We start from the raw sequence: 25499 nt of genomic DNA, 5'->3' as shown, positions 1-25499 counted from the left end.
CCGTAACCGGCGGGACAGCTGCGTCGTTGGGCAGGTCCCGGCGGTCCCCCGCCGGAACCGGGAGCTCCGCTGCGGCGAGGACGGGAGGTGGCGGGTGATCCGGCCCGAGGACGGCTCGACGCTGACCGGTCCCGGCACCGAGGCGGCGGTGGCCGCCCGTCTCGAGGCCCTCGCCACGCAGCTCGACACCGGTCCCGACCCCCAGTACCGGGCCCGGGCGCGCGCCCGCCTCGTGGCGATGGCCGCCGTCCGCACCCCCGAGCCGGCGCCCGGCTCCCTCGGCCGGCGGCTGCTCGCCGCCCGGGCGGTGGACCGGCCGCCGTCGCGGTGGCGGGGACGGATCACCGCCGGGCTGGCCGGCGCGGCGGTCGGCGTGACCGGCCTGGCCGCACTGGTCGCCGTGGCGGCCGGGGCGCAGCCGGGCGACCCCCTCTACGACCTCAAGCGCGGCACCGAGCAGACCCAGCTCGCCCTGGCCGGCGACAGCCGCGGCCAGACCCTCCTGGAGCTGGCCACCACCCGGCTGGAGGAGCTGACCCACCTGGCCGGCACGGGGGAGCCGGCGCTGGTCGCGCGCACGCTGGAGACCATGGACGAGCACACCACCGAGGGCGCCGGCTGGCTCACCGGGCGCGCGGTGCAGACCCTCGACCCCGCGCCGCTGGACGTCCTGGCCCGCTGGACCGCCGGGCAGTCGGGTGCGCTCGCCACCCTGGCCGACGACGTGCCGGCGGACGCCGCACCGGCCTTCGGGCGGTCCACCGCGCTGCTGGACGCGCTCACCAGCCGGGTGGACGGGCTCCGCGGGGCGCTGCAGTGCGCGGCGGGCCCGGCCGTCCTCCGGGACGACGCCCTCGGCCCCGTCCCGGGGCCCTGCTCCACCGACGGCCCGGCGACCGTCGCCGAGGAGCCGCCCGGCCCCGCGCCTGCCGGCCCCCGCACGGAGGTTCCGCCCTCGGCAGTCTCCACCGGCCCCGCGGCGCCGTCCGCTCCACCCGCCCCCGGGCCGGCGGGTGAGCCCGGGCCTCCGGCGCGGGGCGCCGGGCCCACGACCGTCGCGACCCCGGCGCCGACCGGCCTCACGCCGCCCCCGGTGCCGAGCCTGCCGGTGCCGGCCGGCCCCGGTACGGGCAGCGTGACCACGACGACGCCCCCGCCGGTGGTCGCCGTCCCCCTGCCGGGCCCGCTGGACGTCTGCCTGCCGCCGCTGATCACCATCGGCGACTGCTGACCACCGCCTCGGCCGGGCTGCCGGCCCGGCTAGGGTCGCAGGCGCGGGTGCAGGGGGACGGCGCCAGGCCCAGTTCCCGGTGCAGCGGAACGGATCGAGTGAGGGAGGTCGCCGTGCCCCGACTGTCCGTGCGCGGTCGCCGTGCCGCGCAGACCGACGAGGAGATCCGCGCCCACGTCGCCGGCGCTGCCTCGGCCGCGGCCGCCGAGGTCGCGAGCCCGCCCGCCGTCGAGCCCGACCTCACGGCCGCGGCCTTCTTCGACGTCGACAACACGATGATGATGGGCGCCTCGCTGTTCTGGTTCGCCCGCGGGCTGGCGGCGCGCAAGTACTTCTCCAACCGGGACCTGGCGCGCTTCGTCTGGCAGCAGGCCAAGTTCCGCATCGCCGGCAACGAGAGCGCCGACGACATGCTCACCATCCGGGAGAACGCGCTGGCCTTCGTCGCCGGCCGTGAGGTGTCGGAGATCCAGCAGGCCGGCGAGGAGATCTACGACGAGCTGATGGCCGACCGCATCTGGTCGGGCACCCGCGTGCTCGCGCAGCAGCACCTCGACGCCGGCCAGCGGGTCTGGCTGGTGACGGCCACGCCGGTGGAGCTGGCGTCGATCATCGCCCAGCGGCTGGGCCTGACCGGCGCTCTGGGCACCGTCTCGGAGATCGTCGACGGGCGGTACACCGGCCGGCTGGTCGGCGAGCTGATGCACGGCCCGGCGAAAGCGGAGGCCGTCCTCGCGCTCGCCGAGCGGGAGAGCCTGGACCTCTCCCGGTGCACCGCGTACAGCGACTCGGCCAACGACCTGCCGATGCTCTCGCTGACCGGCACGGCGGTGGCGGTCAACCCCGACACCGAGCTGCGCGCCGAGGCCCGTGCCCGGGGCTGGACCATCCGCGACTTCCGTACCGGACGGAAGGCGGCGAAGATCGGGCTGCCCACCGTCGCCGCGGCCGCGGTCTCCGGTGGGCTCGTCGGCGGCACGATCGCCCTGCGCCGCCGCAACAAGCTGCCGTGGTGACAAGAAGGACCCTCGTCCCCCCACGCTCGGCGCGGGCCGTCAGCTGAAGACGCTCCTGCGCTGCAGCAGGAGCTGGTACAGCGAGTGCTGGATCGTCTCGCGCACCTGGTCGGTCAGGTTGAAGACCAGCATCGGGTCCTCCGCCGCGGCCGGGCCGTAGGACGCCGTCTCGATCGGGGCGCCGAAGGCGATCAGCCACTTCGAGGGCAACGGCACCAGGCCCAGGGGGCCGAGCAGCGGGAACGTCGGCGTCACCGGGAAGTACGGCAGCCCCAGCAGGCGGGCGGCGGTGCGGGCGTTGCCGATCATCGGGTAGATCTCCTCGGCGCCCACGATGGCGCAGGGGATGATCGGCGCCCCGGTGCGCAGCGCCGCCGACACGAAGCCGCCCCGGCCGAAGCGCTGCAGCGTGTAGCGCTCGCGGAACGGCTTGCCGATGCCCTTGAACCCCTCGGGGAAGACGCCCACCAGCTCGCCGCCTGTCAGCAGCCGCTCGGCGTCCTCGTTGCACGCCAGCGTGGCCCCGAACTTCCGGGCCAGCGCGCCGACCCCGGGCAGCTCGAAGACGAGGTCGGCGCCGAGCAGGCGGAACCGGCGTCCGGCCGGGTGCTCGTCGTGCAGGGCCACGGTGGTCATGAGCGCGTCCACCGGCAGCGTGCCGGAGTGGTTGGCCACCACGAGCGCCCCGCTGTCGGCGGGCACGTTCTCCAGGCCGAAGGTCTCCACCCGGAACCACCGGCGGAACAGCGGGCGCAGCGCCGGGAGCAGGACGTGGTCGGCCAGGTCGGGGTCGAAGCCGAACTCGTCGGTCTCGTACTCGCCGGTCAACCGGCGCTGGAGGAAGTCGACGCCGCCGGCCAGCTGCTCCTCCCACCCCGGGGGTGCGGAGGGTGCGGCCACGCGGGGCTCGTCGTCCTCGGGGCGCAGCCGGATGACCCGGGCCTCAGGCATCGCGCACCGCCCGCAGCCCCGGCGCCGGCGGGGCCGGCCGGAACCGGTGCTCCACGGCCGAGGCGGTGTCGCCGAGCCGGCCCAGCACCGACCGCAGCCCGCCGCCCACCGCCCGGACGGCCCCCGGGTCGAGGACCGGGGGCACCGTGCGCGCGTAGTCCGCCAGGGCGGCCGCGGTGGTGTAGCGGGGGGTGCAGCCGAAGGTGGTGCGCAGCACCGTGGTGTCCACGACGCGGCCGAAGTTGAGGAAGCGCATCTGCTCCGGGGAGTAGTCGACGAAGCCGAACCGGCGCGACAGGCGCCCGACCGAGCCCAGCGCGGGAGAGGGCAGCGGGACCTCGATGCGACCGAGGCGGCGGATGGCCTGCGAGAGCAGGAGGGTGCCCTCACCGCCCACGTTGACGGTGCCGACGAAGTCGCCGGTGGTGGCCCGGGTCAGCACCGCGAGGGCGTCGTCCTCGTGCAGCAGCTGCACCCGGGCGTCGTAGCCCAGGGCCGTGGGCACCAGCGGCATCCGCAGGAAGCCGGTCAGCAGCGAGTCGATGCGCGGACCGATGAAGTTGGTGAAGCGGAGCACCGCGACGTCGACGTCGGGACGGCGGCGCCCGAAGGAGCGCACGTAGCCCTCGATGTCGACGCTGTCCCGGGCGAACCCGCCGGAGGGGACCTGGCGCGCCTGCATGGTCTCGGTGAAGACGGCCGGGTCGCGCGACGAGGCGCCGTAGACGGCGCTGGTCGACTTCAGCACGAACCGGCGCACCGACGACGCGCGCTGGCAGGCGGCCAGCAGCTGCATCGTGCCGATGACGTTGAGCTCCTTCATCGGCACCCGCCCACCGGAGCCGGCGGGCGTGGAGCTGATGTTCATGTGCACGACGGTGTCGACCGACGCCGCGGCGATGACCTTGCCGATCAGCGGGTTGCGGATGTCGGCCCGCACGAACTCGGTGCGACCCAGCCGGCGCAGCATGGCCGGCGACGGGGGGACGGTGTCCACCCCGATGACCCGCTGGATGCGCGGGTCGGAGGCGAGCTCGGCCGCCAGCGCGCCACCCAGCCACCGGCTCACACCGGTGACGAGGACGACCGCGGGCGGCACGAGCCTCAGCTCACTTCTTGTTGCGGCGCTGGACGCGCGTCTTCTTCAGCAGCTTGCGGTGCTTCTTCTTCGCCATCCGCTTGCGCCGCTTCTTGATGACCGAACCCACGTGTGCTCTCCCGACTTCGCGAAATGATCAGCTCGAACGCGGCAGCAGGACCGTGTCCCGCCCTCGCCCGGCGACCGAGCGTACCCGAGCCACCCCGCGGCGACGCTGCCGCGGGCGGCTCGGAGGAGACGACGTGGCTCCGTCCCGGAGGACGGGACCGTTCTCAGGCGATGTCGGTGTAGGCGTCGCGCAGGTAGTCCTGCACGGCGCGCTCCGGCACGCGGAACGAGCGGCCGACGCGGACGGCGGAGAGCTCACCGGCGTGGACGAGGCGGTACACGGTCATCTTCGAGACGCGCATCATCGAGGCGACCTCGGCGACGGTCAGGAAGGTGACGGCGGCGCGGGGGGCCGGGACGGCCGGGCGGCCGATCGGCATGGCGGCGGGGTGCTGGGCCGGGACCGGGCGGGCGACCGCCGCGGCGTTCATCGGGCGACCCATCTGACGGGGCATGGGCATCCCCGGACGGACGACGGTGGCGGCAGCGTGGCGCTGGGGCATGGTCATGTCTTCGTCTCCGGAACCTAGCTCGTGTCGTGGCGCCGGCTTCCCCACCGGCAACTGAACACGCACGCGCTGGTACTGAGAGTAAGGGGACGCGCGTGACGGAAGCGATGGGTGAAACGAACAGGCGGACCGGTCCGTCCTAGGCAGAACTACACGTATGCAACACGGTGCACACGCGTTCCGGCGCGTTTCGCGACACGGTGAGAAGTCGGTGACGCAGCGTCGTACCGATCCGCCCGGATGTGCATTAGCGTGTTCGCCCGCTCACGCCGGGTGCCCGTCGACCTGTCGACACGAGAAGGCGCGGACACCGCGTCCCGCCCGGTCGACGTCAGGACTTGTCGTCAGGACTCGTCCTCAGGGCCGGTCGCGGCCGAGCTCCACCGAACGGGCGTGGGCCGCCTCGATGGCGGCCATCAGCGCGGCGCGGACGCCGTGCTTCTCCAGCTCCCGGATCGCGGCGATCGTGGTGCCACCGGGGCTGGAGACCGCCTCGCGGAGCTGGACCGGGTGCTCGCCCGAGTCCCGCATCATCACCGCCGCGCCCAGCGCCGTCTGCACGATGAGGTCTGCGGCCAGCGCCCGCGGCAGGCCCAGCAGGATGCCGGCGTCCACCATCGCCTCGACGAGGTAGAAGAAGTAGGCGGGGCCACTGCCCGACAGCGCCGTGACGGCGTCCTGCTGCGACTCGGGCACCCGGCGCACCTGCCCGACCGCGGCCAGCAGCGCCTCGGCCTCGTCGAGGTGCTCCTCCCCCGCGTGCGCGCCGGCCGAGAGCACGCTCATGCCCTCGTCCACGAGCGCGGGGGTGTTCGGCATGACCCGCACGACCGGGACGCCGGGCGGCAGCGCCGCCTCGATGCGCGCCGTGGGCACGCCCGCGGCCACGGAGACGACCAGGTGCCCCGTGTCGACGTGCTGGGCCACCAGGCCGAGGAGCGTCTCGATGTCCTGCGGCTTCACCGCGAGGAGCAGCACCCGCGCCCGGGCCGCGGCGTCGGCGAGCCCCACCGCGGGGACCCCGTAGCGCCCGGTGAGCTCCGCGGCGCGCCCCGCGCTGCGCTCGACGACGAGGAGCCCGTCGGCCCCGGCGCGCCGGACGAGGCCGGAGAGCAGCGCCTCCCCGATCTTGCCGCCGCCGATGATGGCCAGGCCGCGGCGGCCGGTGGCGGTCACGACCGCACCCCCGCGACGGGCGCCGGCACGCGGACGGCGTGGCCGGCGGCGAGCAGGCGGTGCTGCTCCTCGGTCGGGGCTCCCCAGTGCATGACGTGCTCCCAGCTGTCGGGCGCGCGGCCGCTCCGGGCCGCGCGCTCACCGGTGATGGCGATCTCTCGTGGATCGATGGTCGCGACGGGCGGCTCCCCGTCGCCCGCCACGAGGGTGTCGAGGCAGCGGCCGGCCGCGCGGACGGCGCCCCGGGGGCGCGGGGCCGCGCGGGCGCGGAACCGGCGGGCGCGCAGGCGGACGGGCACGCCCGAAACCGTAGTGCTCAGGCGTGTGCCGCCTCCGGGTGCCGGGTAGCGCCGCCCCCATGGCAGGAGAACTGGACGGGATGAGGGTGGCCGTGCTGGCCACCGACGGTGTGGAGCAGGTCGAGCTGGACCGCCCCTGGCAGGCGCTGGAGGAGGCGGGTGCGGAGCCGGAGCTGGTCTCGTTCTCGACGGGCACCATCACCGCCTACGAGCACATCGACAAGGGCGAGAAGCGGACGGTCGACACCGACCTGGGCTCGGCCGACCCGGACGACTACGCGGCCCTCGTCCTGCCCGGCGGCGTGATCAACGGCGACTTCCTGCGCGCGGACGCCGACGCCGTGACCTTCGTCAAGGCCTTCTTCGACGCGGGGAAGCCGGTGGCGGCGATCTGCCACGCCCCCTGGGTGCTCATCGAGGCCGGCGTCGTGCGCGGCCGCCGCATGACCTCCTGGCCCTCGCTGCAGACCGACCTGCGCAACGCGGGCGCCCAGTGGGTGGACGAGGAGGTCGTGGTCGACGGCAACCTGGTGACCAGCCGCAAGCCCGACGACCTGGACGCGTTCGGTGCGGCGATCGTCGACGAGTTCGCCGCGTCGCGCGACGCCGAGCCGGCCGACGCCTGAACGACGGTCAGGACGTCGCGAGGAGGGTGGCCGCCGGGGCGATCGTGAGCAGCGTCCCGGCGAACACCAGGACGGCGAGCAGCCGGGCGCCCATCGGTTCGGCGCCCTGGCGCTCCCGCCACAGGTTGACCCCGGCCACGAGGCCGGTGACCGCGAGCGGCGCCAGGAAGACGGCCAGGTGCGGGATCATCTCCCAGAGCACCGTGGCGGCGAAGTAGATGCCCACCCCCGCCGCGAGGGCGATGACCAGCTCGCCGGCGAACCGCAGCCAGGCCAGCGCGCTCTCGCGCGGGGTGGTGTCGAGGTCGGCCTCCGGGTCGTCCGCCCGGACGACGGGGATCGGCCCGGTCGAGGCGACGCTGTCGCGGGGGGTCGCGCCGGCGGCCGCGGCCCCGCGGGCTGCCCGGCGGGTGGCCGTGCGCTGCGCCCCGGCCCGATCGGCCTCGCTGTGGGCGCTGCGCGCCGGCTCATCCCCGGCGGTCCGCCGCAGCGGCGGCACCGGGCCGGAGGGGTGCGGGACACCGGGCTTGCGGTCCGGGCGCAGCCCCGGGATGGCGGCGGTGACGGGATCGGCGGCCCGCCCGGACGCCCGGCTCTCACGGGCCGGCGCGGCGGGGGCCGGCTCCGGGCCCTGCAGGTCGCTGCGGCGCCGGCCGTAGCCGGCGCGGTCGCCACCGGCGTCGGCGCGCCGCTGGCGGATCCCGGTGTCGTCGTCGTCGTCGGAGCGCCGTCGGCGGGCGGTGCGGGCGGCCGACTCGATGCCGGCCTCGCGCAGGATCTCGGCGAGCGAGCGACCTCCCGTGTCCGGGTTCCAGTCCGGTTCGGTCATCACGCCCCTCCCAACGAGTCCAGCCGGCGGAGGATGACTCCCTCGCGCAGGGCCCACGGACAGATCCGCACGCACCGTACGTCGAGCGCACGCAGCGTAGCGGCAGCCACGACGGCACCGGCGGGAACCTGGTGCGCTCGGTCGGGCGAGACGCCTCGCAGTTCGGCCAGCGCCGAGCTCTCGATCCGTGAGATGAAGCCCACCAGCTGCCCCAGCCCGTCGGCGGTCAGCTCGCGCGGGACCTGCAGCCCCGCCGAGTAGGGGGCGGCACCGGTGAGGCGGGCGAGCGTGCGGAAGGTCTTGCTGGTGGCCGCCACCAGGTCGGGCGCCCCGGCGCCGCGGAGCTTCTTCGCCGCCGGCTCGATCAGCCCGCCGGCGTAGTCGGCCAGCTCGTCCAGCGCCGCCAGGTCCGGCCGCCCGCCCCGCTGCGCCTCGGGCAGGAAACGCCGGGTCATGCGACCCGCGCCGAGCGGCAGGGAGAGGGCGACGTCCGGCTCCTCGTCGACGCCGCTGGCCAGCTCGAGGGACCCGCCACCGATGTCGAAGATCAGCAGCCGCCCCGCGCTCCAGCCGAACCACCGGCGGACGGCGAGGAAGGTCAGCCGCGCCTCGTCCTCGCCGCTCAGGACCTGCAGCTCGACGCCGGTGCGCTCGCGGACGCGGTCGAGCACCTCGAGGCCGTTGGCCGCGTCGCGGATGGCGGAGGTCACCATCGCGAGGAGCTCCTCGCAGCCCTGCTTCTCGGCCTGGACGCAGGCGTTCTGCACCGCGCGCAGGAGCGCCTTCTCCCCCGCCTTGGACAGCATCCCGTCGTCGCCGATCTGCTCGGCGAGCCGCAGCAGCCAGCGGTCGTCGTGCATCGGCGTGGGGTGCGCGCCGCGGTGGGCGTCCACCACCAGCAGGTGCACCGTGTTCGAGCCGACGTCCAGCACACCGAGTCGCATGGGACCAGTCTGCCCGGCTCCCCCAGGGCACGCGCCGAGCGAAGCCAGGTGGGACGACGGGGGGTCCTTCTAGGCTGGCCCGGTGCGGAACGAGCCCCCCGACGAGGTCGCCCCCGACTTCGCCCGCGAATGGGTGGAGTTCCCCGACCCGGCCGACCCCGGGCACCTGGTCCGGGCCGACCTGACCTGGCTCACCTCGGCGTGGACGTGCGTCTTCGGCCGCGGCTGCGCCGGTGTGGTGGAGGGACGGGCGGACGACGGCTGCTGCAGCCACGGCGCCTTCTTCACCGACGAGGACGACCTCCACCGGGTCACCGCCGCGGTGGCCGACCTCACCGACGAGGACTGGCAGCTCGCCCCCGCCGGACGCGGCGGGTGGACCGAGGAGGACGACGCCGAGGACCCGCCGGAGGCTGGCGCCGCCGGCGAGCCGGCGCGGTCGCTGCGGACCCGCGTGGTCGACGGCGCCTGCGTCTTCCTCAACCGGCCGGGGTTCGCCGGCGGCGCGGGCTGCGCGCTGCACCGGATGGCGCTGCGCACCGGACTGCACCCGCTGACGACCAAGCCCGACGTGTGCTGGCAGCTGCCGGTGCGCCGGGAGCAGGAGCACGTGGACCGGCCCGACGGCACGCGGGTGCTCGTCTCGACGATCGGCGAGTTCGACCGGCGCGGGTGGGGGCCCGGCGGCCACGACCTGCACTGGTGGTGCACCGGATCGCCCACCGCGCACGTCTCCCCCGAGCCGCTGGTGCAGACCTACGCCGCGGAACTGGTCGCGCTGCTCGGCGGCCCGGCGTACGACGAGCTACGCCGGCTGGCCGAGCTGCGGCTCGACCAGGGGCTGATCGCGCCGCACCCGGCCAGCCCCGCCCTCGGCGGGCCGGTGCCCGTCCAGCTGCACCGGCGCCGTCCCCAGGCGTGAGACCGCACCGGCCCGGAAGGTCTGCCGGTACGCCCGCGGGGACACCCCGCGCCGGCGGGTGAACTGCTCGCGCAGCCCGGCCGCGGTGCCGAAGCCGACCAGCCGGGCGATCTCCTCGACCGGCGCGTCGCTGTTCTCCAGCAGTTCCTCGGCGGCCGCCAGGCGCTGCGCGAGCAGCCAGGCGTGCGGGGTCGTCCCGGTGGTCGCCTTGAACCGCCGGGCGAAGCTGCGCGGGCTCATCAGCGCCCGCCGGGCGAGGACGTCGACGGAGAGGTCCTCGGCCAGGTGCTGCCCGGCCCACTCGAGCACCAGGCCGAGCAGGTCGTCGGAGCACGCGGGCACCGGGGCGTCGATGAACTGCGCCTGCCCGCCGTCGCGGTGCGGGGGGACGACCATCTCGCGGGCCAGCGCGTTGGCCGCGGCGGCGCCCCACTCGCGGCGCACCAGGTGCAGCAGCGCGTCGACGCCGGCCGCCGTGCCCGCCCCGGTGAGGATGCGCCCGTTGTCCACGTACAGCACCGCCGGGTCGACCTCGAGCTGCGGGTAGCGGGCGGCCAGCTCACCGGCGTAGCGCCAGTGCGTGGTGACCCGCAGCCCGTCGAGCAGGCCGGTGGCGGCCAGGGCGAAGACGCCCGTGCAGTGGCTCACCAGGATCGCGCCCCGGGCGTGGGCCCGCCGGAGGGCGTCCAGCAGCGCCGGGGAGGGGCGCCGGTCGACCACCTCCCAGGCGGTGACGAGCACGATGTCCGACCGGTCCAGCCGGTCGAGGCCGTGCTCGACGAGGATCCCGATGCCGGTGTCGGTGCGCAGGACGCCCGGCTGCTCGGCGACGAGCGCGAAGTCGAAGCGCGGCAGGCCGATCTCGGGACGGTCGTAGCCGAACACCTCGTTGCTCACCCCCAGCCCGAAGCTGGCGACGAGACCCTCGCCGACCACGAGGCTGACCACGAGCGGGCGTCCGGATGCCATGCGCAGACTATGGCAGAAAAGCTGCGCTAGCGGTCACTCCTGCCACTCGTGCGGGCGGACGGCCGGCGCGACGCTTCTCCCATGTTGCTGATCACCTGCCCCGTCACCAGGACCGACGAGCTGGTCGCCGACCGGCGCATCCGGTCGGTCACCAACCACCCGACGCACATCGCCCTGCACGTGGAGTGCCCCGCCTGCGGGGCGGTCCACGTCTACCCGACCGGCCGGCGGTGGGCGGCGACGCAGGCCGCCCGCGCCGCCGCTCCCGTCCGGCAGGCGCCCGAGCTGCACCCGGCCTAGCATCGAACACATGAGCGAACCGACCGCTGCCGACCAGACCACCGAGAAGGACCCGGACGACTGGGTGACCGGGGACGAGCCCGCCACCGGGGCGCAGAAGAGCTACCTCGAGACGCTCGCCCGGGGGACCGACGAGGAGATCCCCGAGGACATCTCGAAGGCCGACGCCTCCAAGAAGATCGACGACCTCAAGTCGTAGGACCCCGGCCCCGTCCCGGGTCCCACCCCGAGCGTGCGAGGGGTGAGGAGGACGCAGTCCTTCTTCAGGCCTCGAGCTTGTAGCCCAGGCCCCGCACCGTCAGCAGGTACTTCGGGTTCGCGGGGTCGGGCTCGAGCTTGGCCCGCAGCCGCTTGACGTGGACGTCGAGCGTCTTCGTGTCGCCGACGTAGTCCGAGCCCCAGACGCGGTCGATCAGCTGCGCCCGGGTGAGCACCCGCCCGGCGTTGCGCAGCAGGAACTCGAGCAGGTCGAACTCCTTGAGCGGCAGGGCCACCTGCTCGCCGTCCACCGCGACCACGTGCCGCTCGACGTCCATGCGCACCGGGCCGGCGACCAGCACCCCGCCCTCGGCGGGCGGCGCGTCGGCCGCCTCGCCGCGGCGGCGCAGCACCGCGCGGATGCGGGCGACCAGCTCCCGCGCCGAGTACGGCTTGGTGACGTAGTCGTCGGCGCCCAGCTCCAGGCCGACGACCTTGTCGATCTCGCCGTCCTTGGCCGTGAGCATGATGATCGGCACGTTGCCGCGGCTCCGCAGCGCCCGGCAGACCTCGGTCCCGGGCAGGCCGGGGAGCATGAGGTCGAGCAGGACGATGTCGGCTCCACCGCGGTCGTACTCCGCCAGGGCGTCGGGCCCCGTGGCGGCGACGACGGTCTCGAACCCCTCCCGCCGCAGCATGTAGGACAGGGCGTCGGAGAAGGACTCCTCGTCCTCGACGACCAGGACACGGGTCATAGGTGCTCGTTCTCCAGTTTCTGGGTTGCGGGGGCGGACGACTCCGCCGCCGGGCTCTCGGAGGAACCGTCGAGCGGGATGCGCAGGGTGAAGGTCGACCCCAGCCCCTCCTCGCTCCAGACCGTCACCGAACCACCGTGGTTGCTGGCGACGTGCTTGACGATCGCGAGCCCCAGCCCGGTCCCCCCGGTGCTGCTGGCTCGGGACTGGTCCACCCGGTAGAAGCGCTCGAACACCCGGTGCCGGTCGGCCCGCGGGATGCCGATGCCGCTGTCGGTCACGGCGATCTCCGCGAACCCCGACCGGGCCCGCGCGGCGACGGCGACCCGGCTCTTCCCGGTGCTGTAGGCGACCGCGTTGGCCAGCAGGTTGGTCACGGCCGTGACCAGCTGGCTCTCGACGCCACGGACCACCAGGCCCGGCTGCCCCCCGAGCACGATCTCCAGCTCCTTGGCGCGGGCGGCGGTGCGCGTGCGGTCGACCGCCTCGCCGAGGACGCGGTCCACCTCCACGGGGACCAGCTCGGGCAGTGGTTCGCCGCCCTGCAGCCGGGAGAGGTCGATCAGCTCGCGCACCAGGCGGCCCAGCCGGTCGGCCTCGTGGGCGATGCGCGCCGCGAAGCGCTGCACCGCCTCGGGGTCGTCGGCCGCGCCCTCGATCGCCTCGGCCAGCAGCGCCAGCGCGCCCACCGGCGTCTTCAGCTCGTGGCCGACGTTCGCGACGAAGTCGCGGCGCACGGCCTCCACCCGCCGCGCCTCGGTGACGTCCTGCAGCACCAGCGCGACCGGGCCCGGGGACGGCACCGCGCCGCCGTCGAGGCGCACGCCGTGCACCCCGACCAGCCGCGGCCCGGCGCCGACCACGTCCCCGGGCAGCCGGACGTCGGCGCGCCGGGTCCCGCCGGTCCGCACCGCCCGGGCCAGTGTCAGCAGCTCGGGCACGAGCAACCGGGTGCCCCGGACGATGCCCAGCGCCCGGGCCGCCGGGTTGGCGAGCAGCACGGCGTCGTCGATGCCCACCACCACGAGGGCCGGGTCCATGAGGTCCACGAGCCGCCGCGCCAGCGCCGCCTCGGGCAGCGGGACGGAGGCCCCGTCGAGGGGGTGGCGCCCCAGGTCGGGACGGGAGCGGATGATGATGACGGCGGCGGCGGCCACCACCCCACCCAGGAGGAGGCCGACCACCAGGGCGACCAGTGGACTCACGGCCCAGATGCTAGGTGGACGTGGGCGGGGGACCATGATCCGGCGAGAGGTTCACCGCTCCGACGGGGCACTGTTCACCGCCGGGAGGGCCGGAGTTCACCTCGCCGCGGCCGGATCGGTCCCGGTCGCGCCTACTGTCGCCGGTGAATCACGACGAGAGGACGACCGTGCGGGACAGTTACCACGAGGAACTCGACGACATCAACGCCTGCCTGGTGGAGATGGCCAACTCCGTGGGGTCGCAGATGAGCACGGCGACCACGGCGCTGCTGGACGCCGATGTCGCCCTCGCCGACCTGGTGATCGCGGGCGACGACCAGATCGACGCCACGCGCGAGAACATCGAGCAGCGGACCTTCACCCTGCTCGCACGCCAGCAGCCGGTGGCCGGTGACCTGCGGACCATCACGACCGCGATGCGGATCGTCGCCGACCTCGAGCGGATGGGCGACCTGGCCGCGCACATCGCCAAGGTGGCGCGGATGCGGTTCCCCGACCACGCCGTGCCGCAGGAGGTCCGCCCGGCCTTCCTGGAGGCCGGCAACGTCGCCGAGCTGCTCATCACCAAGACCGCGACGGTCATCGCCAAGCGCGACGTCCAGGCCGCCCAGGAGCTGGAGACCGACGACGACGCGATGGACCAGATCCACCGCGGGCTGTTCCGCCAGCTGCTGAGCGAGGACTGGCCGCACGGCATCGAGTCGGCCATCGACATCACGCTGCTCGGCCGCTACTACGAGCGCTTCGCCGACCACGCGGTCAGCGTCGCCCGCCGCGTCTGCTACCTGGTCACCGGCGAGCGCTGGGAGTCCGAGACCGCCGGCCAGGCCTGACCCGGTGCGGGTCCCTCCGGCCTGGTCGCAGGGGCCCGCGCCGAGCGTCAGCGAGGCGTGGGGCGACTAGGTCCTCTTGCCCTGGTTCTTCACCGCCTCGATGGCGGCTGCCGCGGCGTCGGGGTCGAGGTACTCGCCCCCGGTCTTCACCGGGCGCAGGTCGTCGTCGAGGTCGTAGCGCAGCGGCACCCCGGTCGGGATGTTGAGGCCGACGACCTCGTCGTCGCCCATGCCGTCGAGGTGCTTGACCAGCGCCCGCAGGCTGTTGCCGTGGGCGGCGACCAGCACGGTCTGCCCGAGCCGCAGGTCCGGGACGATCGCGTCGTACCAGTACGGCAGCATCCGGACGACGACGTCGGCGAGGCACTCGGTCGCCGGGCGCGCCTCCGGCGGCAGGAACGAGTAGCGGGCGTCGCCGTCCTGGGAGAACTCGCTCCCCGGCTCGATCGGCGGCGGCGGGGTGTCGTAGGACCGCCGCCAGGTCATGAACTGCTCCTCGCCGTACTCGGCGAGCGTGGCGGCCTTGTCCTTGCCCTGCAGCGCGCCGTAGTGCCGCTCGTTGAGCCGCCAGGAGCGCTTCACCGGGATCCACTGCCGGTCGGCCTCGTGCAGGGCCAGCTCGGCGGTCATGATCGCCCGGCGCAGCAGCGAGGTGTGCGAGACGTCGGGCAGCAGCCCGTGCTCGGCCATGAGCCGCCCGCCGCGGGCGGCCTCCTCGCGCCCCTTCTCGGTGAGGGGGACGTCCACCCAGCCGGTGAAGAGGTTGGCCTTGTTCCACTCGCTCTCGCCGTGGCGGAGCAGCACCAGGGTTCCCGTGGAGGTCGTCACGGCGATCATCCTGCCCGACGTCGCCGTCGCGGGCAGCGGAGCCCCGGACGGGTCCCCACCGCCCTCCCGGGTCAGCGCGTGGCCGACCGCGCCCGCCCGGGCAGCCAGATCAGCACGACCACCGCCGCGACGAGGGTCGCGGCCGCCGTGCCGATCGCCGTCAGGTGCATCGCGGTGACGAAGGCCTCGCGGGCGGGGTCGGCCACCGCGGCCGCGGCGCGGGCGGCCTCCGGCGTCGCCTCGGCCTGCGCCCGGCGGACGGCGTCCAGCGTGGCGACGATCGACTGCCGGGCGTCGTCGCGCGCACCCGCCGGCAGCCCGTCCGCCGCGGAGCCCAGCTGGGCGGAGTAGGTGGCGGCGAGCAGCGAGCCCAGGATCGCGACGCCCAGGGCGCCCCCCACCTGCCGCACCGAGTTGTTGACCGCGGCCCCGGCACCGGCCTTCTCCCGCGGCACCACGGACATGATCGACTCGGTCGCGGGGGCCATGACCGCGCCCATGCCGAGCCCCTGCACCGAGAGCACCACCAGCAGCAGCCAGACCGGCGAGGTGAGGTCGAGCAGCTGCACGCCGAGGAACGACAGGGTGATGAGCAGGAAGCCGGACGCGCACACGGCCTTGGCCCCGAACCGTTCGGCCAGCCCGGAGCTGCGCGGCGCCATGAGCGCCATGCCCAGCGCGACGGGGATGAGCGCCGCACCGCTCTGCAACGGCGAGTAGCCGCGCGCGCCCTGCAGGTAGAACACCAGGTAGAAGGTGGCGCCGAGGAGCGCGAAGAAGTTGAGCCCCAGGGCCGCGGCGGCGGCGGAGAACGCCGGGTTGCGGAACAGCGAGACGTCGAGCGCCGGGTGGGCCGAGCGGCGCTGCAGCCAGACGAAGAGGGCCAGCAGGACCAGGCCACCGAGCAGCGGCACCAGGACGCCCGGCGTCGTCCACCCCGCGCCGCCACCGCCGTGGATGATCCCGTAGACCAGGCCGGCCAGCGCGACGATCGACAGCAGCACGCCGGGGAGGTCCAGCCGCCCCGGGGAGGGATCCTTCGACTCGGGCACGAAGGCGAGCACGGCAGCGATGCCCAGCACCGCGACGGGGACGCCGACGAGGAAGACCGCGCCCCACCAGAAGTGCTCCAGGACCGCACCCCCGGCCAGCGGCCCACCCGCGACGGCGATCCCCGCCGTCCCCGCCCAGACGCCGATCGCCCGCCCGCGCTCGCGGGGCGGGAAGACGTTGGTGATGACCGCCAGCGTCGTCGGCTGGACGGCCGCCCCGCCGATGCCCATCACCGCCCGCCAGACGATGAGCTCCAGGGGGCTGTCGCTCAGCGCGGCGAACACCGACGCCACGGCGAAGACGCCCAGCCCGATGAGCAGCACCCGCCGGCGGCCGATCCGGTCGCCGATGACGCCCCAGGTGAACAGCAGGCCGGCGAACACGAGGATGTAGGCGTCGACGGCCCACTGCAGCTCGCCCTGGCTGGCCTCGAGCTCCCGCTGCAGCGTCGGGAGGGCGACGTTGAGGATCGTGTTCCCCATGATCACCACGAGCAGGCAGACCGTCATGGTGGCCAGCACCCACCACCGGCGCTCGTAGCCGGGGCCCTGCTCCTCCCCGGACGCGGCCGCGTCCGGGCGCGGCCTGTCGGTCGCGGTCACTCCCCGGGGGCGGGGTCGGCGGCCCGGCGGCGACCGGGGTCGGCGAACGCCGCGAAGGCCTCCAGGTTGCGCAGCGACTCGCCGCGCTTGACCCGCCAGTCCCACTCCCGGCGGATCGACGTGCCGAAGCCGATCTCCAGCATCGTGTTGAAGTGGTCGTCGGCGTAGCTCAGGACCGACCCGAGCACCCGGTCGAGCTCCTCGGGCGTGACGGCGGCGTGCGGCAGCCGCCCGGTCAGGTAGACGTCGCCCACGGAGTCGATCGAGTACGCGACGCCGTACATGCGGGCGTTGTGCTGCAGCAGGTAGGTCCAGAGCTGCTCGCGGTTCTCGTCGGGCTGGCGGCAGACGAACGCCTCCACCCGCAGCGCGTGGTCGCCGACGACCAGCCCGCACACCGTCTTGAGCTTCTGCGTGCCCGGCAGGTCCACCAGCCAGGTGCCCGGCCGCGGGTGGTCGTGCACCAGCTCGTTCTCGCGCAGCGTCTGGTCGATGACGGCGTCGAGCTCCTCGACGGTCCGGCTCACCGGGCCACCCCCATCCCGGGCAGGGCCCGCAGCGATCCGGGCCGCCGCTCCCGCAGCGAGCGCGCCCTCGGGGCCGCCATCTCGGCGGCGGCGGCGGTGTACGCCTCGACGAGGGCGTCGGCGGTGCGGTCCCAGGAGAACCCGGCCGCGTGCCGGCCGGCGCCGGCGGCCAGCAGCTCGCGGCGGGCGAGGACCGCGCGCACCGCACCGGCGTAGTCGTCGGCGCGGTGGCCGTCGACGAGCACCCCTGAGACGCCGTCGCGCACCGCCGTCGGCAGCCCGCCCACGGCCGCCGCGACGACGGGGGTGCCGCAGGCCTGCGACTCCAGCGCGACCAGCCCGAAGGACTCGTTGTGGCTGGGCACGACCGTCACGTCCGCGGCGCGGTAGAACTCGGCCAGCCGCGCGGGCGGCTGCGGCGGGTGGAAGCGGACGACGTCGGCGATGCCCAGCGACCGGGCCAGCTGCTCCAGCTGCCGGGGCGCGTCCAGGCCGGTGCCGCTGGGCGCGCCGACCACGTGCACCTGCAGGCGCGCCCGCAGCGCCGGGTCGTCGGCCAGCATGCGGGCGGCGGTGTGCAGCAGCACGTCGGGCGCCTTGAGCGGCTGGATGCGCCCGACGAAGAGGAGGACGACGGCGTCCTCGCGCACGCCGACGGCGCGGCGGGCGGCGCCCCGGCTGCCGGGCGTGAACCGGTCGAGGTCGACCCCGGGCGGGACGACGAGGGTGCGCGCGGGGTCGGCGCCGTAGAGGCGCACGAGCTGGCGGGCCTCCTCGTCGGTGTTGGCGATCAGCCGGTCGGCCTCGGCCACGACCTGCTCCTCGCCGATGACCCGGGCGCGCGGCTCGGGGCGGTCGCCGTCGGCCAGCGCCTCGTTCTTGACCTTGGCCAGGGTGTGCGCGGTGTGCACCAGCGGCACGCCCCACCGGTCGCGGGCCAGCCAGCCGACCTGCCCGGAGAGCCAGTAGTGCGAGTGCACGACGTCGTAGTGCCCCGGCTCGTGCTGGGCCTCGGCGCGCAGCACCGCCGCGGTGAAGGCGCAGAGCTGCGCGGGCAGCTCCTCCTTGCCCAGGCCCTCGAAGGGGCCGGCGCTGACGTGCCGCACCGTGACGCCCGGGGTCATCTCGACCACCGGCGGCAGCTCGCTGGAGGTGGCCCGCGTGAAGATGTCGACCTCGATGCCGCGGGCGGCGAGCCGGCGGGACACCTCGACGACGTAGACGTTCATGCCGCCCGCGTCGCCCGCCCCGGGCTGGTCGAGCGGGCTGGTGTGCACCGACAGCGTCGCGACGCGTGCCGGGCGGCCGGGTGCGGGGAAGCGGCGAGCGGGCACCACGGACCTCCGCTCTGCTCTGCGAGGGCCCCCGACCAGCACCCCTGTCGGTCCTCCATCTTGCAACAGCGCCAGGATGGGGGCATGTCAGGTACCTCACCCTCGACCCCTGCGGGGGACGGCCCTCCGCCCGGTGCCGGTCGCACCGCCGTCGTCACCGGCGCCTCCAGCGGGATCGGGGCGGCCACGGCGCGCCGGCTCGCCGCCGAGGGCTTCGACGTCGTCCTCGGCGCGCGCCGGCTGGAACGCCTCGAGGCGCTCGCTGCGTCCACCGGGGGCCGCGCCCTGCCCCTCGACGTCACCGACCCCGCGTCGGTGGAGGCGTTCACCGCCGCCCTCGACCGGGTGGACGTGCTGGTCAACAACGCCGGCGGCGCATTCGACACCAACCCCGTCGCCGAGGCCGATCTCGACTCCTGGGCGCGCACCTACGAGGTCAACGTGCTCGGCACCGTGCGCCTGACCAAGGCCCTGCTGCCGAAGCTCCGGGCCTCCGGCGCGGGCGACGTCCTGTTCGTGGGCTCCACCGCCGGCCTGATCTCCTACGAGGGCGGGGCGTCGTACACGGCGGCCAAGCACGGGGTGCACACGCTGGCCGAGACCCTGCGCCTGGAGCTCTGCGGCGACCCCGTCCGCGTGATCGAGATCGCCCCCGGGATGGTGAGGACGGAGGAGTTCTCGCTCAACCGGACCGGCTCGCAGGAGCGTGCCGACGCCGTCTACCGCGGTGTGCGGGAGCCGCTGGTGGCCGAGGACGTCGCCGACTGCATCGCGTGGGCGCTCACCCGCCCGCACCACGTGAACGTCGACCTGCTGGTGGTCCGGCCGCGCGCCCAGGCCGCCCAGCACAAGGTCGATCGCGGGTGACACCGTCGTCCTCCGGACGACACCGCGGCCAACGGCCGTCCCCCTGCTGCGCGGAGCTCAGCCGTCATACCTTTCGGGACCCCTCCGGGGCCCACTCGGCGCGACCAGGCACCACAGCGGTGGGTTCGCGTTCCAGGGTGACGCCGAACCGCTCCCGCACGGTGGCGACCACCCGGTCGGCGAAGGCGAGCAGCTCGGCCGCCGTCGCGCCGTCCTCGGTGGTGAGCGCGAGGCTGTGCCGCGACGAGGTGCCCACCCGCCCGTCGCGGGTGCCGCGGCCGAAGCCGGCGTGCTGCACCAGCCAGGCGGCGCTGAGCTTGAGCTGCCCGTCCCCGGCCGGCCAGCTCGGGCAGCCCTCGACCGCCCGCTCGGCGGGCACGATCGGGTTGGTGAAGAACGACCCGGCGCTGCGGGAGCCGGGGTCGGCCGCGTCCCAGACCATGCCCTTGCCCCGGCGCAGCGCCAGGACGGCGTCGCGGACGGCGGCCAGCGGCGCGGTCTGCCCCACCTGGATGCCGAGCGTGCGGGCCAGCTCCGCGTAGCCGACCGGCCGGGAGAGCTCGCCGGGATGCAGCGCGAAGTCCACCTCGAGGACGACGAACCGGCCGGCCTCCCGCTTGAGCCGGCTGTCGCGGTAGGCGAACCCGCACTCGGCCGGCGCGAGGGTGCGCTCGACCTTCTCGGTGCGGTCGTACACCCGGACGGCGGTGATGGTCTGCGCGACCTCCTGGCCGTACGCGCCCACGTTCTGCACCGGGGTCGCCCCGGTGGAGCCCGGGATGCCCGAGAGCGCCTCCATGCCGGCCAGCCGCTGCTCGACCGTGTGCGCGACCAGGGCGTCCCAGTCCTCCCCCGCCTGCACGGTCAGGACGTCGCCGGTGCGCACGACGCCCCGCGACCGGACGGCGACGACGTCGCCGGGCCACCCCTCGTCGGGCGCGATGAGGTTCGAGCCGCCACCGAGCAGCAGCAGCGGGCGGCCGGACTCGTCGGCGTCGCGGACCGCCGCCACCAGCTCGGCGGCGTTCTCGGCCTCCACCAGCCGGTCGGCGGGGCCGCCCACGGCCAGGGTCGTGAGCGTCGCGAGGGGGACGTCGGATCGCACCTGCACGGCTCGACGGTAGCCGGGGCTACGCTCCTGGCCGGTGACCGAGCCGGGGAACGAGCACAAGCGTCGGGCCTCGCTGTCCCCGCGGGCGCAGCGCCGGGCGCCGCGGCTGGCCGCGGGGCGGGCACGTGCGCTGGGCCTGCCGACGCGCGGCACCACGAACGCCAACCGGCTGCGCCGGGTCGACCGCTGGCTGGTGGCCACGCAGGTGCCGCGGCTGCGCGACGCCGCCCACCCGCTCGTCGTCGACCTGGGTTACGGCTCCTCCGCCGTCACCACGCTGGAGCTGGTCGAGCGCCTCGGCCCGGAGGTGGACGGCCTGGAGGTCGTGGGCCTGGAGATCGACCCGGACCGGGTGGCGGCGGTGGCCGCCGACCGCGACCCGCCGCGGGTGGACTTCCGGGTCGGTGGGTTCGAGCTCGCCGGCCTGCGCCCTGTGCTGGTCCGCGCCTTCAACGTGCTGCGCCAGTACGACGAGGAGTCCGCCGCCCGGGCCTGGGACACGATGCGCGGCGCCCTGGCGCCCGGCGGGCTGCTCGTGGAGGGGACCTGCGACGAGTGGGGACGCCGCTCGGCCTGGGTGGCGCTGGACGCCGACGGCCCGCTCACCCTCACCCTCGCCGCGCGCGTCTCCGACATCGCGACCCCCTCCGACCTCGCCGAGCGGCTGCCCAAGGCGCTCATCCACCACAACGTGCCGGGCCAGCCCGTGCACGAGTTCCTGCGCGCCTTCGACGCCGCCTGGGCCGCCGCGGCGGGGATGGGCACCTTCGGCCCGCGGCAGCGCTGGACGGCCGCGGTGGAGGGCCTGAGCGCTCAGGGCTGGCCGCTGGTCGGCTCCAGCCGGCGCTGGCGGCACGGCGAGGTGACCGTGCGGTGGTCGGCGGTCGCGCCCGTCTGACCGCGGCTCAGCCCTCGGGAGGCACCGGCGCCACCGGGCACTCGACGACGACGGCGACCATCCCGCCGTCCGATCCGCTCTCGTGCCGCTCACCGGGCTCCCACAGGACGGCGTCGCCGGCGGCCAGCGCCAGCCGGATGCCGTCGGCGCCGGCCGCCCACCCGTCCCCGGAGACGACCGCGAGCAGCTGCCAGAGGCGGGTCTCGTGCCGGCCCAGGACCGCGCCGACCGCGTAGGTAGCCACGTGGACGGCGAAGCCGGCCACCGGTTCGAGCACCCGGGCCGGCGGGACCATGGAGACGCCACGGCTGCCGAAGGCGGTGATCTCCCGCGGGGAGAGGTGGACCCGGCGCACGCCCGGGACGGTAGCCACCCAGGCACCCGGAGTCCTCCGGTGCGACCATGGCCCGGATGACAGCGGGGACGGCCGAGCGCCGGGTGGGGATGGCGCTCCGGTGAGGACGCCGCCGGGGCCGGTCCCCGTCGACGGAGGCACCGCCGAGCTCCTGGCCGACGCCGACCGCGACGGGTCGTGGGTGCTGATGCTCAACGACACCCCGCAGTCGCACGTGGATCTGGCCGATCCGGCCCACCTGGAGTTCGAGTACGTGCGCCGGATCGGGCACGTGCTGGACACCGCCGCCGAGCCGGGTGCGCCCCTCGACGTCGTGCACCTCGGTGGCGGGGCGCTGACGCTCCCCCGCTACGTGGCCACCACCCGCCCCGGGTCCCGCCAGCGGGTCGCCGAGATCGACCAGCCGCTCACCGACCTGGTGCGCGCGTACCTGCCCCTGCCCCGCACGGCCCGGGTACGGGTGCGGGCGGCCGACGCGCGGGAGGCGCTGACCGCGCTGCACCCGGGCAGCGCCGACGTCGTCGTCACCGACGTCTTCGCCGGCGCACGCACGCCCGCCCACCTGACGACCGTCGAGTTCGCGGCGGAGGTCGCGCGGGCCCTCCGGCCCGGCGGCGTCTACGCCGCGAACGTCGCGGACGGGCCGCCGCTGCGCTTCGCGCGGGGCCAGGTCGCCACGCTCCGCACCGCCTTCCGCCACGTCTGCCTGCTCGCCGAGCCGGGCACGCTGCGGGGCCGGCGCTTCGGCAACCTGGTCGCCGTCGCCTCCGACGCGCCGCTGCCGCTCGCGGAGCTCAGCCGTGCGTGCGCGCGGGACCCGATGCCCTCGCGGGTGGTGGACGGCGCAGAGCTCGACCGCTTCACCGGCAACGCGCGGCCGGTCGCCGACGCCGACGCCGAGCCGTCGCCCGAACCGCCGGAGGGCGTCTTCGGCCGCTGAACACGGCACGGGCACCCCGCCGGTGGCCCTAGGCTGCGTCCATGACGACGCCTGCCCCCTACCGGTTGCGCCGGGACACCCGCCACAAGATGGTCGCCGGCGTCTGCGCCGGGATCGCACGGCGCTACGGGCTCTCGCGCAGCGGCCTGCGCGTGGCGTTCGTGGTCTCCTGCGTGCTCCCTGGCCCGCAGTTCGTCGCCTACCTGCTGCTCTGGGTCCTCATGCCGGCCGACGACCGGCCCTGACCCCTGCCGGAGCAGTGCCCGCCTGCTACCAGGTGTTGTCGCGGCGCATCCCGCCGACCGCGGGGCGCACGTCGACGAGGTAGACGATCGCCGCGATGACGGCGGGGAGGCCCAGCAGCGACAGCGGCGTCTGCGTCCAGAGGATGACGAGCAGGGCGAGGCCGGTGATCGCGGCCCACCCGGGCTTGGTCAGCTTGCCGGCGGCGACGTACCCGGCGGCCGGCCGGATGAGGGCGTCCACGAACGCCCAGGCGGTCAGCGCCAGGGAGGCCCAGTAGAGGAGCAGCAGCAGCCACCCGTCGAACACGCCCATGACCCGAGCCTACCCGCGCCGACCGCTCCGCCGGGCCGGCCGGCCGACGGCTCGCCCGGAAGCAGGGGCGGGACGCGACAGGGCCCCGGAGCGCTGGTCGCAGCTCCGGGGCCCTGGTCGGGGTGCCGTGGCGTCAGTTCTTCTTGGCGGGCACGGCGGTCGGGTCGGCCGGCTTGGCCGTGCGGGCGCGGGACACGCGGGCCGAGGTGGCCTTGGCCGGCGACTTGCGGGCGGCGAAGGTGTTCTTCTTGGTGGCCGGCCGCTTGGGGGCGGCGACGGCCTCCTCCGCGGTGGCCTTGGTGGCCTCGGCGGCGTCCTCGACCTTGTCCTCGGCCTTGGCGGCGACCTTGGTGGCCTTGGCGGCCGTCTTCTGCGCCACCGAGGTCACCTCGTTGGAGGCCTCGACGACGGCCTCGGCGCCCTCCTCGATGACGTCCTCGAGGCGCTCCTCGACGGCGTCGACGGTCTCCTCGGCGCGACGGACGACCCGGCGGACGCCGGGCTGGCGGCGCAGGTCCTCGACGACGACGGCGCCGCGCTCGGCGAGCGTCTCGACGGTGGTGAGCGCCTGGGTGCGGGCGGTCCCGACCAGGCCGGCGACGGTGCTGCGCAGGGTCTCCGGGCGCACGGCCACGGCGAGCTGCTGCGCCGTGGTGCGGGCGTTGCCGGCGGCCTCGGCGGCCCGGGTGCGGGCCTCCTTGACGGCGAGGTCGGCCTGGACCTGGGCCTCGCCCGGCAGCGCCTCGGCGGTGCTGCGGAACTGCGCGACGACGGTGCGGGCGCGCTCGACGGCGAGGTCACCGGCGCCGACGAAGGCGAGCAGCGGGGTGCGGGCCTGCTCGGCGAGGGTGCGGCCCTGGGCCACGGCGAACTCGCCGTACTGCTTCACGGTCTGGGTGGGGGTCATGCCGGACTCCTTGGGAGTGGGAGGTGGGGGAGGTTCAGCCGGCGGCCGGGGAGGAAGCCCGGTGCTCGCGGACGTAGGTCTCGTAGAGCTCGAGCAGGACGGCCTTGTGCCGCTCGGACAGCGCGTCGTCGGCACGGATCGCCGCCACGGTGTCCGGGTTCCCGGAACGCCGGTCGAGGATCCCCGCCTGCTCGTAGAGCGTCTCGGCCGAGATCTTCAGGCCCCGGGCGATCGACGCGAGGATCTCCGCCGACGGCTTGCGGAGGCCCCGCTCCACCTGGGACAGGTAGGGGTTGCTGACCCCGGCGGTGCGGGCGAGCTCGCGCAGCGAGACGCGCGCGGCGCTGCGCTGCTCGCGGATGAAGTCGCCCACCGACGAGCCGACCGCCGAGACGTGGGAGGCGTCGGCGACCGAGTCGGCGACGCTGCCGGCGACCCGGTCCACCGTGGAGCGGACCGTGGTCACCTGCTCGCGGACGAACTCACCGGGGGTCTGCACGCCTACGAGGGTAGCCCCGGGTGCTAGCTCTTGCAAGCGGAGCGGCTAGCACCCGGGCGTGAGGACGGCCACACCGCGGTTGCGCTGGTCAGGCGCCGAGCGCCGCCGACTCCCGGGCCTCGCCGACGACACCCTCGCCGCCGGTCACGGGCGTCCGCGCCCACGGAGCAAGCACCTCGCCCGGGACGCCGAGCCGGCGCAGGCCCGCCGCGAGCGCCGGAGTCCGGCCGCGGTCGCCGCCGTCGTCGAGCTTGAGCGCCACGGCGCCCGCGCCCGGCAGCGCCGCCACGTGCACGCCGTCGGCCCCGCCCTTCACCAGCAGGCCGGGGACGGCGCGCATGAGGTCGGTGTCCTCGCGGCCGGTGCCCGCGACGAACCAGGGGTGCGCACGCACCGCGTCGGCGACCGACCGGGACAGCGTGCCCTCGGGCGCCTGCACGAGCGAGAGCACGCCGCGGGCCAGGCCGGTGAGGGAGAAGGCGTGCTGCGGCGCTCCGCACCCGTCGACGACGACGTCCGCGACGGGCTCGCCGGCCGCCTCGCCCAGCCGTGCCTCGATCGCCTGCTGGAGCGGGTGCTCCCGCGCCAGGTAGCCCACCGTGGGCCAGCCGGCCGCGACGCAGGCTGAGAGCATCGCCGCGTGCTTGCCCGAGCAGTTCATGGCGAGCCGCTCCGGTGACCGCCCGGCGACCAACCAGGCCGCCCTCGTCGGCTCGTGCTGCGGGAGGGCCGGCGGGCAGCCCAGGTCGTCGGGCCCGAGCCCCACGGCGGCGAGCATCGCCGCGACGACGTCGCGGTGCCCGTCCTCGCCGGTGTGCGAGCCCGCGCCGATCGCCAGCTCCTCGCCCGACCGCGGGGACCAGCCGGCCGCCAGCAGCGCGGTCGCCTGCACCGGCTTGTTCGCCGAGCGGGGCAGCACCGGCCGCGCGACGTCACCCGCGCGGGAGAGCACCTCGCCGTCGGCACCGAGCACCACCAGCGACCCGCGGTGCACCGACTCCAGGAAGCCCGACCGCCAGACCTCGACCAGGACGGGCGAGTCGGGCCAGG

32 protein-coding genes are annotated in these 25499 nt (G+C 75.4%); 11 read left to right on the top strand and 21 right to left on the bottom strand.

What is annotated here, in order from left to right; all coding sequences use genetic code 11:
- The first annotated feature begins 94 nt into the window (after positions 1-94).
- Positions 95-1231 carry a DUF5667 domain-containing protein gene (locus tag ACI794_RS03445; protein WP_456615671.1) on the top strand — a complete coding sequence of 379 codons (1137 nt, stop codon included), beginning with the start codon at positions 95-97 and terminating at the stop codon, positions 1229-1231.
- Between the two features lie 113 nt (positions 1232-1344).
- Entirely contained in the window at positions 1345-2247 is a 903-nt protein-coding gene (locus ACI794_RS03440; protein WP_456579749.1) for an HAD family hydrolase, read from the top strand.
- A 39-nt stretch (positions 2248-2286) separates the two neighbouring features.
- Here the strand turns inward: ACI794_RS03440 and ACI794_RS03435 are convergent, their stop codons facing one another.
- From ACI794_RS03435 to ACI794_RS03410, 6 genes are all read right to left on the bottom strand, one after another.
- Complete coding sequence (locus ACI794_RS03435) at positions 2287-3198, bottom strand: lysophospholipid acyltransferase family protein (RefSeq protein ID WP_456579750.1); 912 nt, start codon at positions 3196-3198, stop codon at positions 2287-2289.
- The gene (locus ACI794_RS03430; protein ID WP_456579751.1) at positions 3191-4297 is read right to left on the bottom strand and encodes an NAD-dependent epimerase/dehydratase family protein; all 1107 of its coding nucleotides are present in this window, start codon (positions 4295-4297) and stop codon (positions 3191-3193) included. The genes ACI794_RS03435 and ACI794_RS03430 overlap by 8 nt, the downstream gene beginning before the upstream one ends.
- A 10-nt stretch (positions 4298-4307) precedes the next feature.
- Positions 4308-4406, bottom strand: a complete 99-nt coding sequence (locus ACI794_RS03425) for a 30S ribosomal protein bS22 (RefSeq protein WP_012854759.1) — start codon at positions 4404-4406, stop codon at positions 4308-4310.
- A gap of 163 nt (positions 4407-4569) precedes the next feature.
- Positions 4570-4914 (bottom strand): helix-turn-helix domain-containing protein, encoded by a 345-nt coding sequence (locus tag ACI794_RS03420; RefSeq protein ID WP_456579752.1) that lies wholly within the window; start codon positions 4912-4914, stop codon positions 4570-4572.
- Between the two features lie 357 nt (positions 4915-5271).
- Positions 5272-6090: a pyrroline-5-carboxylate reductase gene (gene proC, locus ACI794_RS03415; protein WP_456602639.1), complete on the bottom strand. Its 819-nt coding sequence runs from the start codon at positions 6088-6090 to the stop codon at positions 5272-5274.
- Positions 6087-6389, bottom strand: a complete 303-nt coding sequence (locus tag ACI794_RS03410; RefSeq protein ID WP_456615670.1) for a hypothetical protein — start codon at positions 6387-6389, stop codon at positions 6087-6089. The genes proC and ACI794_RS03410 overlap by 4 nt, the downstream gene beginning before the upstream one ends.
- A gap of 59 nt (positions 6390-6448) precedes the next feature.
- Between ACI794_RS03410 and ACI794_RS03405 the strand changes: the two genes are divergently transcribed.
- Positions 6449-7015 carry a type 1 glutamine amidotransferase domain-containing protein gene (locus tag ACI794_RS03405; RefSeq protein ID WP_456579755.1) on the top strand — a complete coding sequence of 189 codons (567 nt, stop codon included), beginning with the start codon at positions 6449-6451 and terminating at the stop codon, positions 7013-7015.
- Positions 7016-7022: 7 nt separating this feature from the next.
- Here ACI794_RS03405 and ACI794_RS03400 read toward each other — a convergent pair whose 3' ends face one another.
- Positions 7023-7844 carry a hypothetical protein gene (locus ACI794_RS03400; protein ID WP_456615669.1) on the bottom strand — a complete coding sequence of 274 codons (822 nt, stop codon included), beginning with the start codon at positions 7842-7844 and terminating at the stop codon, positions 7023-7025.
- Positions 7844-8788 carry a Ppx/GppA phosphatase family protein gene (locus ACI794_RS03395; protein ID WP_456603407.1) on the bottom strand — a complete coding sequence of 315 codons (945 nt, stop codon included), beginning with the start codon at positions 8786-8788 and terminating at the stop codon, positions 7844-7846. The genes ACI794_RS03400 and ACI794_RS03395 overlap by 1 nt, the downstream gene beginning before the upstream one ends.
- A gap of 82 nt (positions 8789-8870) precedes the next feature.
- Between ACI794_RS03395 and ACI794_RS03390 the strand changes: the two genes are divergently transcribed.
- A complete protein-coding gene (locus tag ACI794_RS03390; protein ID WP_456615668.1) occupies positions 8871-9710 on the top strand; it encodes a hypothetical protein in 840 nt (279 codons plus the stop codon).
- On the opposite strand, the gene ACI794_RS03385 is transcribed toward ACI794_RS03390, so the two are convergent.
- Complete coding sequence (locus ACI794_RS03385) at positions 9594-10679, bottom strand: helix-turn-helix domain-containing protein (RefSeq protein WP_456615667.1); 1086 nt, start codon at positions 10677-10679, stop codon at positions 9594-9596. The two genes, ACI794_RS03390 and ACI794_RS03385, sit on opposite strands and share 117 nt — an antisense overlap.
- A gap of 81 nt (positions 10680-10760) precedes the next feature.
- Here ACI794_RS03385 and ACI794_RS03380 point away from each other — a divergent pair, with 81 nt between their 5' ends.
- Positions 10761-10979 carry a hypothetical protein gene (locus tag ACI794_RS03380; protein WP_456579760.1) on the top strand — a complete coding sequence of 73 codons (219 nt, stop codon included), beginning with the start codon at positions 10761-10763 and terminating at the stop codon, positions 10977-10979.
- Between the two features lie 10 nt (positions 10980-10989).
- Entirely contained in the window at positions 10990-11178 is a 189-nt protein-coding gene (locus ACI794_RS03375) for a DUF3072 domain-containing protein (protein WP_456579761.1), read from the top strand.
- 64 nt (positions 11179-11242) lie between these two features.
- On the opposite strand, the gene ACI794_RS03370 is transcribed toward ACI794_RS03375, so the two are convergent.
- Together ACI794_RS03370 and ACI794_RS03365 are read right to left on the bottom strand one after the other, a co-directional pair.
- Positions 11243-11932 carry a winged helix-turn-helix domain-containing protein gene (locus ACI794_RS03370; protein ID WP_456579762.1) on the bottom strand — a complete coding sequence of 230 codons (690 nt, stop codon included), beginning with the start codon at positions 11930-11932 and terminating at the stop codon, positions 11243-11245.
- A complete protein-coding gene (locus ACI794_RS03365; protein ID WP_456603411.1) occupies positions 11929-13137 on the bottom strand; it encodes a sensor histidine kinase in 1209 nt (402 codons plus the stop codon). Before ACI794_RS03365 ends, ACI794_RS03370 begins: the two co-directional genes overlap by 4 nt.
- 167 nt (positions 13138-13304) lie before the next feature.
- Here ACI794_RS03365 and phoU point away from each other — a divergent pair, with 167 nt between their 5' ends.
- Positions 13305-13970 carry a phosphate signaling complex protein PhoU gene (phoU, locus tag ACI794_RS03360; protein ID WP_456615666.1) on the top strand — a complete coding sequence of 222 codons (666 nt, stop codon included), beginning with the start codon at positions 13305-13307 and terminating at the stop codon, positions 13968-13970.
- 66 nt (positions 13971-14036) lie between these two features.
- On the opposite strand, the gene ACI794_RS03355 is transcribed toward phoU, so the two are convergent.
- The 4 genes from ACI794_RS03355 to mshA form a co-directional block, all read right to left on the bottom strand.
- A complete protein-coding gene (locus tag ACI794_RS03355; RefSeq protein WP_456579765.1) occupies positions 14037-14798 on the bottom strand; it encodes a phosphoglyceromutase in 762 nt (253 codons plus the stop codon).
- Positions 14799-14869: 71 nt separating this feature from the next.
- Positions 14870-16453, bottom strand: coding sequence for an MFS transporter (locus ACI794_RS03350; RefSeq protein ID WP_456579766.1), 1584 nt, complete (start codon positions 16451-16453; stop codon positions 14870-14872).
- Positions 16450-16980, bottom strand: a complete 531-nt coding sequence (locus ACI794_RS03345) for a YbjN domain-containing protein (RefSeq protein ID WP_456615665.1) — start codon at positions 16978-16980, stop codon at positions 16450-16452. The genes ACI794_RS03350 and ACI794_RS03345 overlap by 4 nt, the downstream gene beginning before the upstream one ends.
- The gene (gene mshA, locus ACI794_RS03340) at positions 16977-18314 is read right to left on the bottom strand and encodes a D-inositol-3-phosphate glycosyltransferase (RefSeq protein WP_456603415.1); all 1338 of its coding nucleotides are present in this window, start codon (positions 18312-18314) and stop codon (positions 16977-16979) included. Before mshA ends, ACI794_RS03345 begins: the two co-directional genes overlap by 4 nt.
- 84 nt (positions 18315-18398) lie before the next feature.
- On the opposite strand from mshA, the gene ACI794_RS03335 reads away from it, so the two are divergent.
- On the top strand, positions 18399-19181 hold the full coding sequence (locus tag ACI794_RS03335; protein WP_456603416.1) for an SDR family oxidoreductase: 783 nt from the start codon (positions 18399-18401) through the stop codon (positions 19179-19181).
- Between the two features lie 64 nt (positions 19182-19245).
- Here the strand turns inward: ACI794_RS03335 and ACI794_RS03330 are convergent, their stop codons facing one another.
- Positions 19246-20292, bottom strand: coding sequence for a UDP-N-acetylmuramate dehydrogenase (locus ACI794_RS03330; RefSeq protein ID WP_456615664.1), 1047 nt, complete (start codon positions 20290-20292; stop codon positions 19246-19248).
- Positions 20293-20326: 34 nt separating this feature from the next.
- Here ACI794_RS03330 and ACI794_RS03325 point away from each other — a divergent pair, with 34 nt between their 5' ends.
- Positions 20327-21190, top strand: a complete 864-nt coding sequence (locus ACI794_RS03325) for a class I SAM-dependent methyltransferase (protein ID WP_456603418.1) — start codon at positions 20327-20329, stop codon at positions 21188-21190.
- 7 nt (positions 21191-21197) lie between these two features.
- Here ACI794_RS03325 and ACI794_RS03320 read toward each other — a convergent pair whose 3' ends face one another.
- Positions 21198-21545 carry a hypothetical protein gene (locus tag ACI794_RS03320; protein WP_456615663.1) on the bottom strand — a complete coding sequence of 116 codons (348 nt, stop codon included), beginning with the start codon at positions 21543-21545 and terminating at the stop codon, positions 21198-21200.
- Between the two features lie 100 nt (positions 21546-21645).
- Between ACI794_RS03320 and ACI794_RS03315 the strand changes: the two genes are divergently transcribed.
- The gene (locus tag ACI794_RS03315) at positions 21646-22485 is read left to right on the top strand and encodes a spermidine synthase (RefSeq protein WP_456603420.1); all 840 of its coding nucleotides are present in this window, start codon (positions 21646-21648) and stop codon (positions 22483-22485) included.
- 41 nt (positions 22486-22526) lie between these two features.
- Positions 22527-22730 (top strand): PspC domain-containing protein, encoded by a 204-nt coding sequence (locus ACI794_RS03310; protein ID WP_456603421.1) that lies wholly within the window; start codon positions 22527-22529, stop codon positions 22728-22730.
- A gap of 25 nt (positions 22731-22755) precedes the next feature.
- Here ACI794_RS03310 and ACI794_RS03305 read toward each other — a convergent pair whose 3' ends face one another.
- The 4 genes from ACI794_RS03305 to ACI794_RS03290 all read right to left on the bottom strand — a co-directional run bounded on the left by ACI794_RS03305 (position 22756) and on the right by ACI794_RS03290 (position 25479).
- Positions 22756-23043, bottom strand: coding sequence for a DUF2516 family protein (locus tag ACI794_RS03305; RefSeq protein WP_456579775.1), 288 nt, complete (start codon positions 23041-23043; stop codon positions 22756-22758).
- 133 nt (positions 23044-23176) lie between these two features.
- Positions 23177-23950 (bottom strand): hypothetical protein, encoded by a 774-nt coding sequence (locus tag ACI794_RS03300; protein ID WP_456615662.1) that lies wholly within the window; start codon positions 23948-23950, stop codon positions 23177-23179.
- A 34-nt stretch (positions 23951-23984) separates the two neighbouring features.
- Positions 23985-24449, bottom strand: coding sequence for a helix-turn-helix domain-containing protein (locus ACI794_RS03295; protein WP_456579777.1), 465 nt, complete (start codon positions 24447-24449; stop codon positions 23985-23987).
- Positions 24450-24537: 88 nt separating this feature from the next.
- Entirely contained in the window at positions 24538-25479 is a 942-nt protein-coding gene (locus ACI794_RS03290; protein ID WP_456615731.1) for an asparaginase, read from the bottom strand.
- Positions 25480-25499: the final 20 nt, after the last annotated feature.

This window comes from Blastococcus sp. SYSU DS0541, from assembly GCF_054050875.1.
Note: the sequence above shows the minus strand (reverse complement) of the source record. Positions and strands in the feature narration are given on the sequence as shown.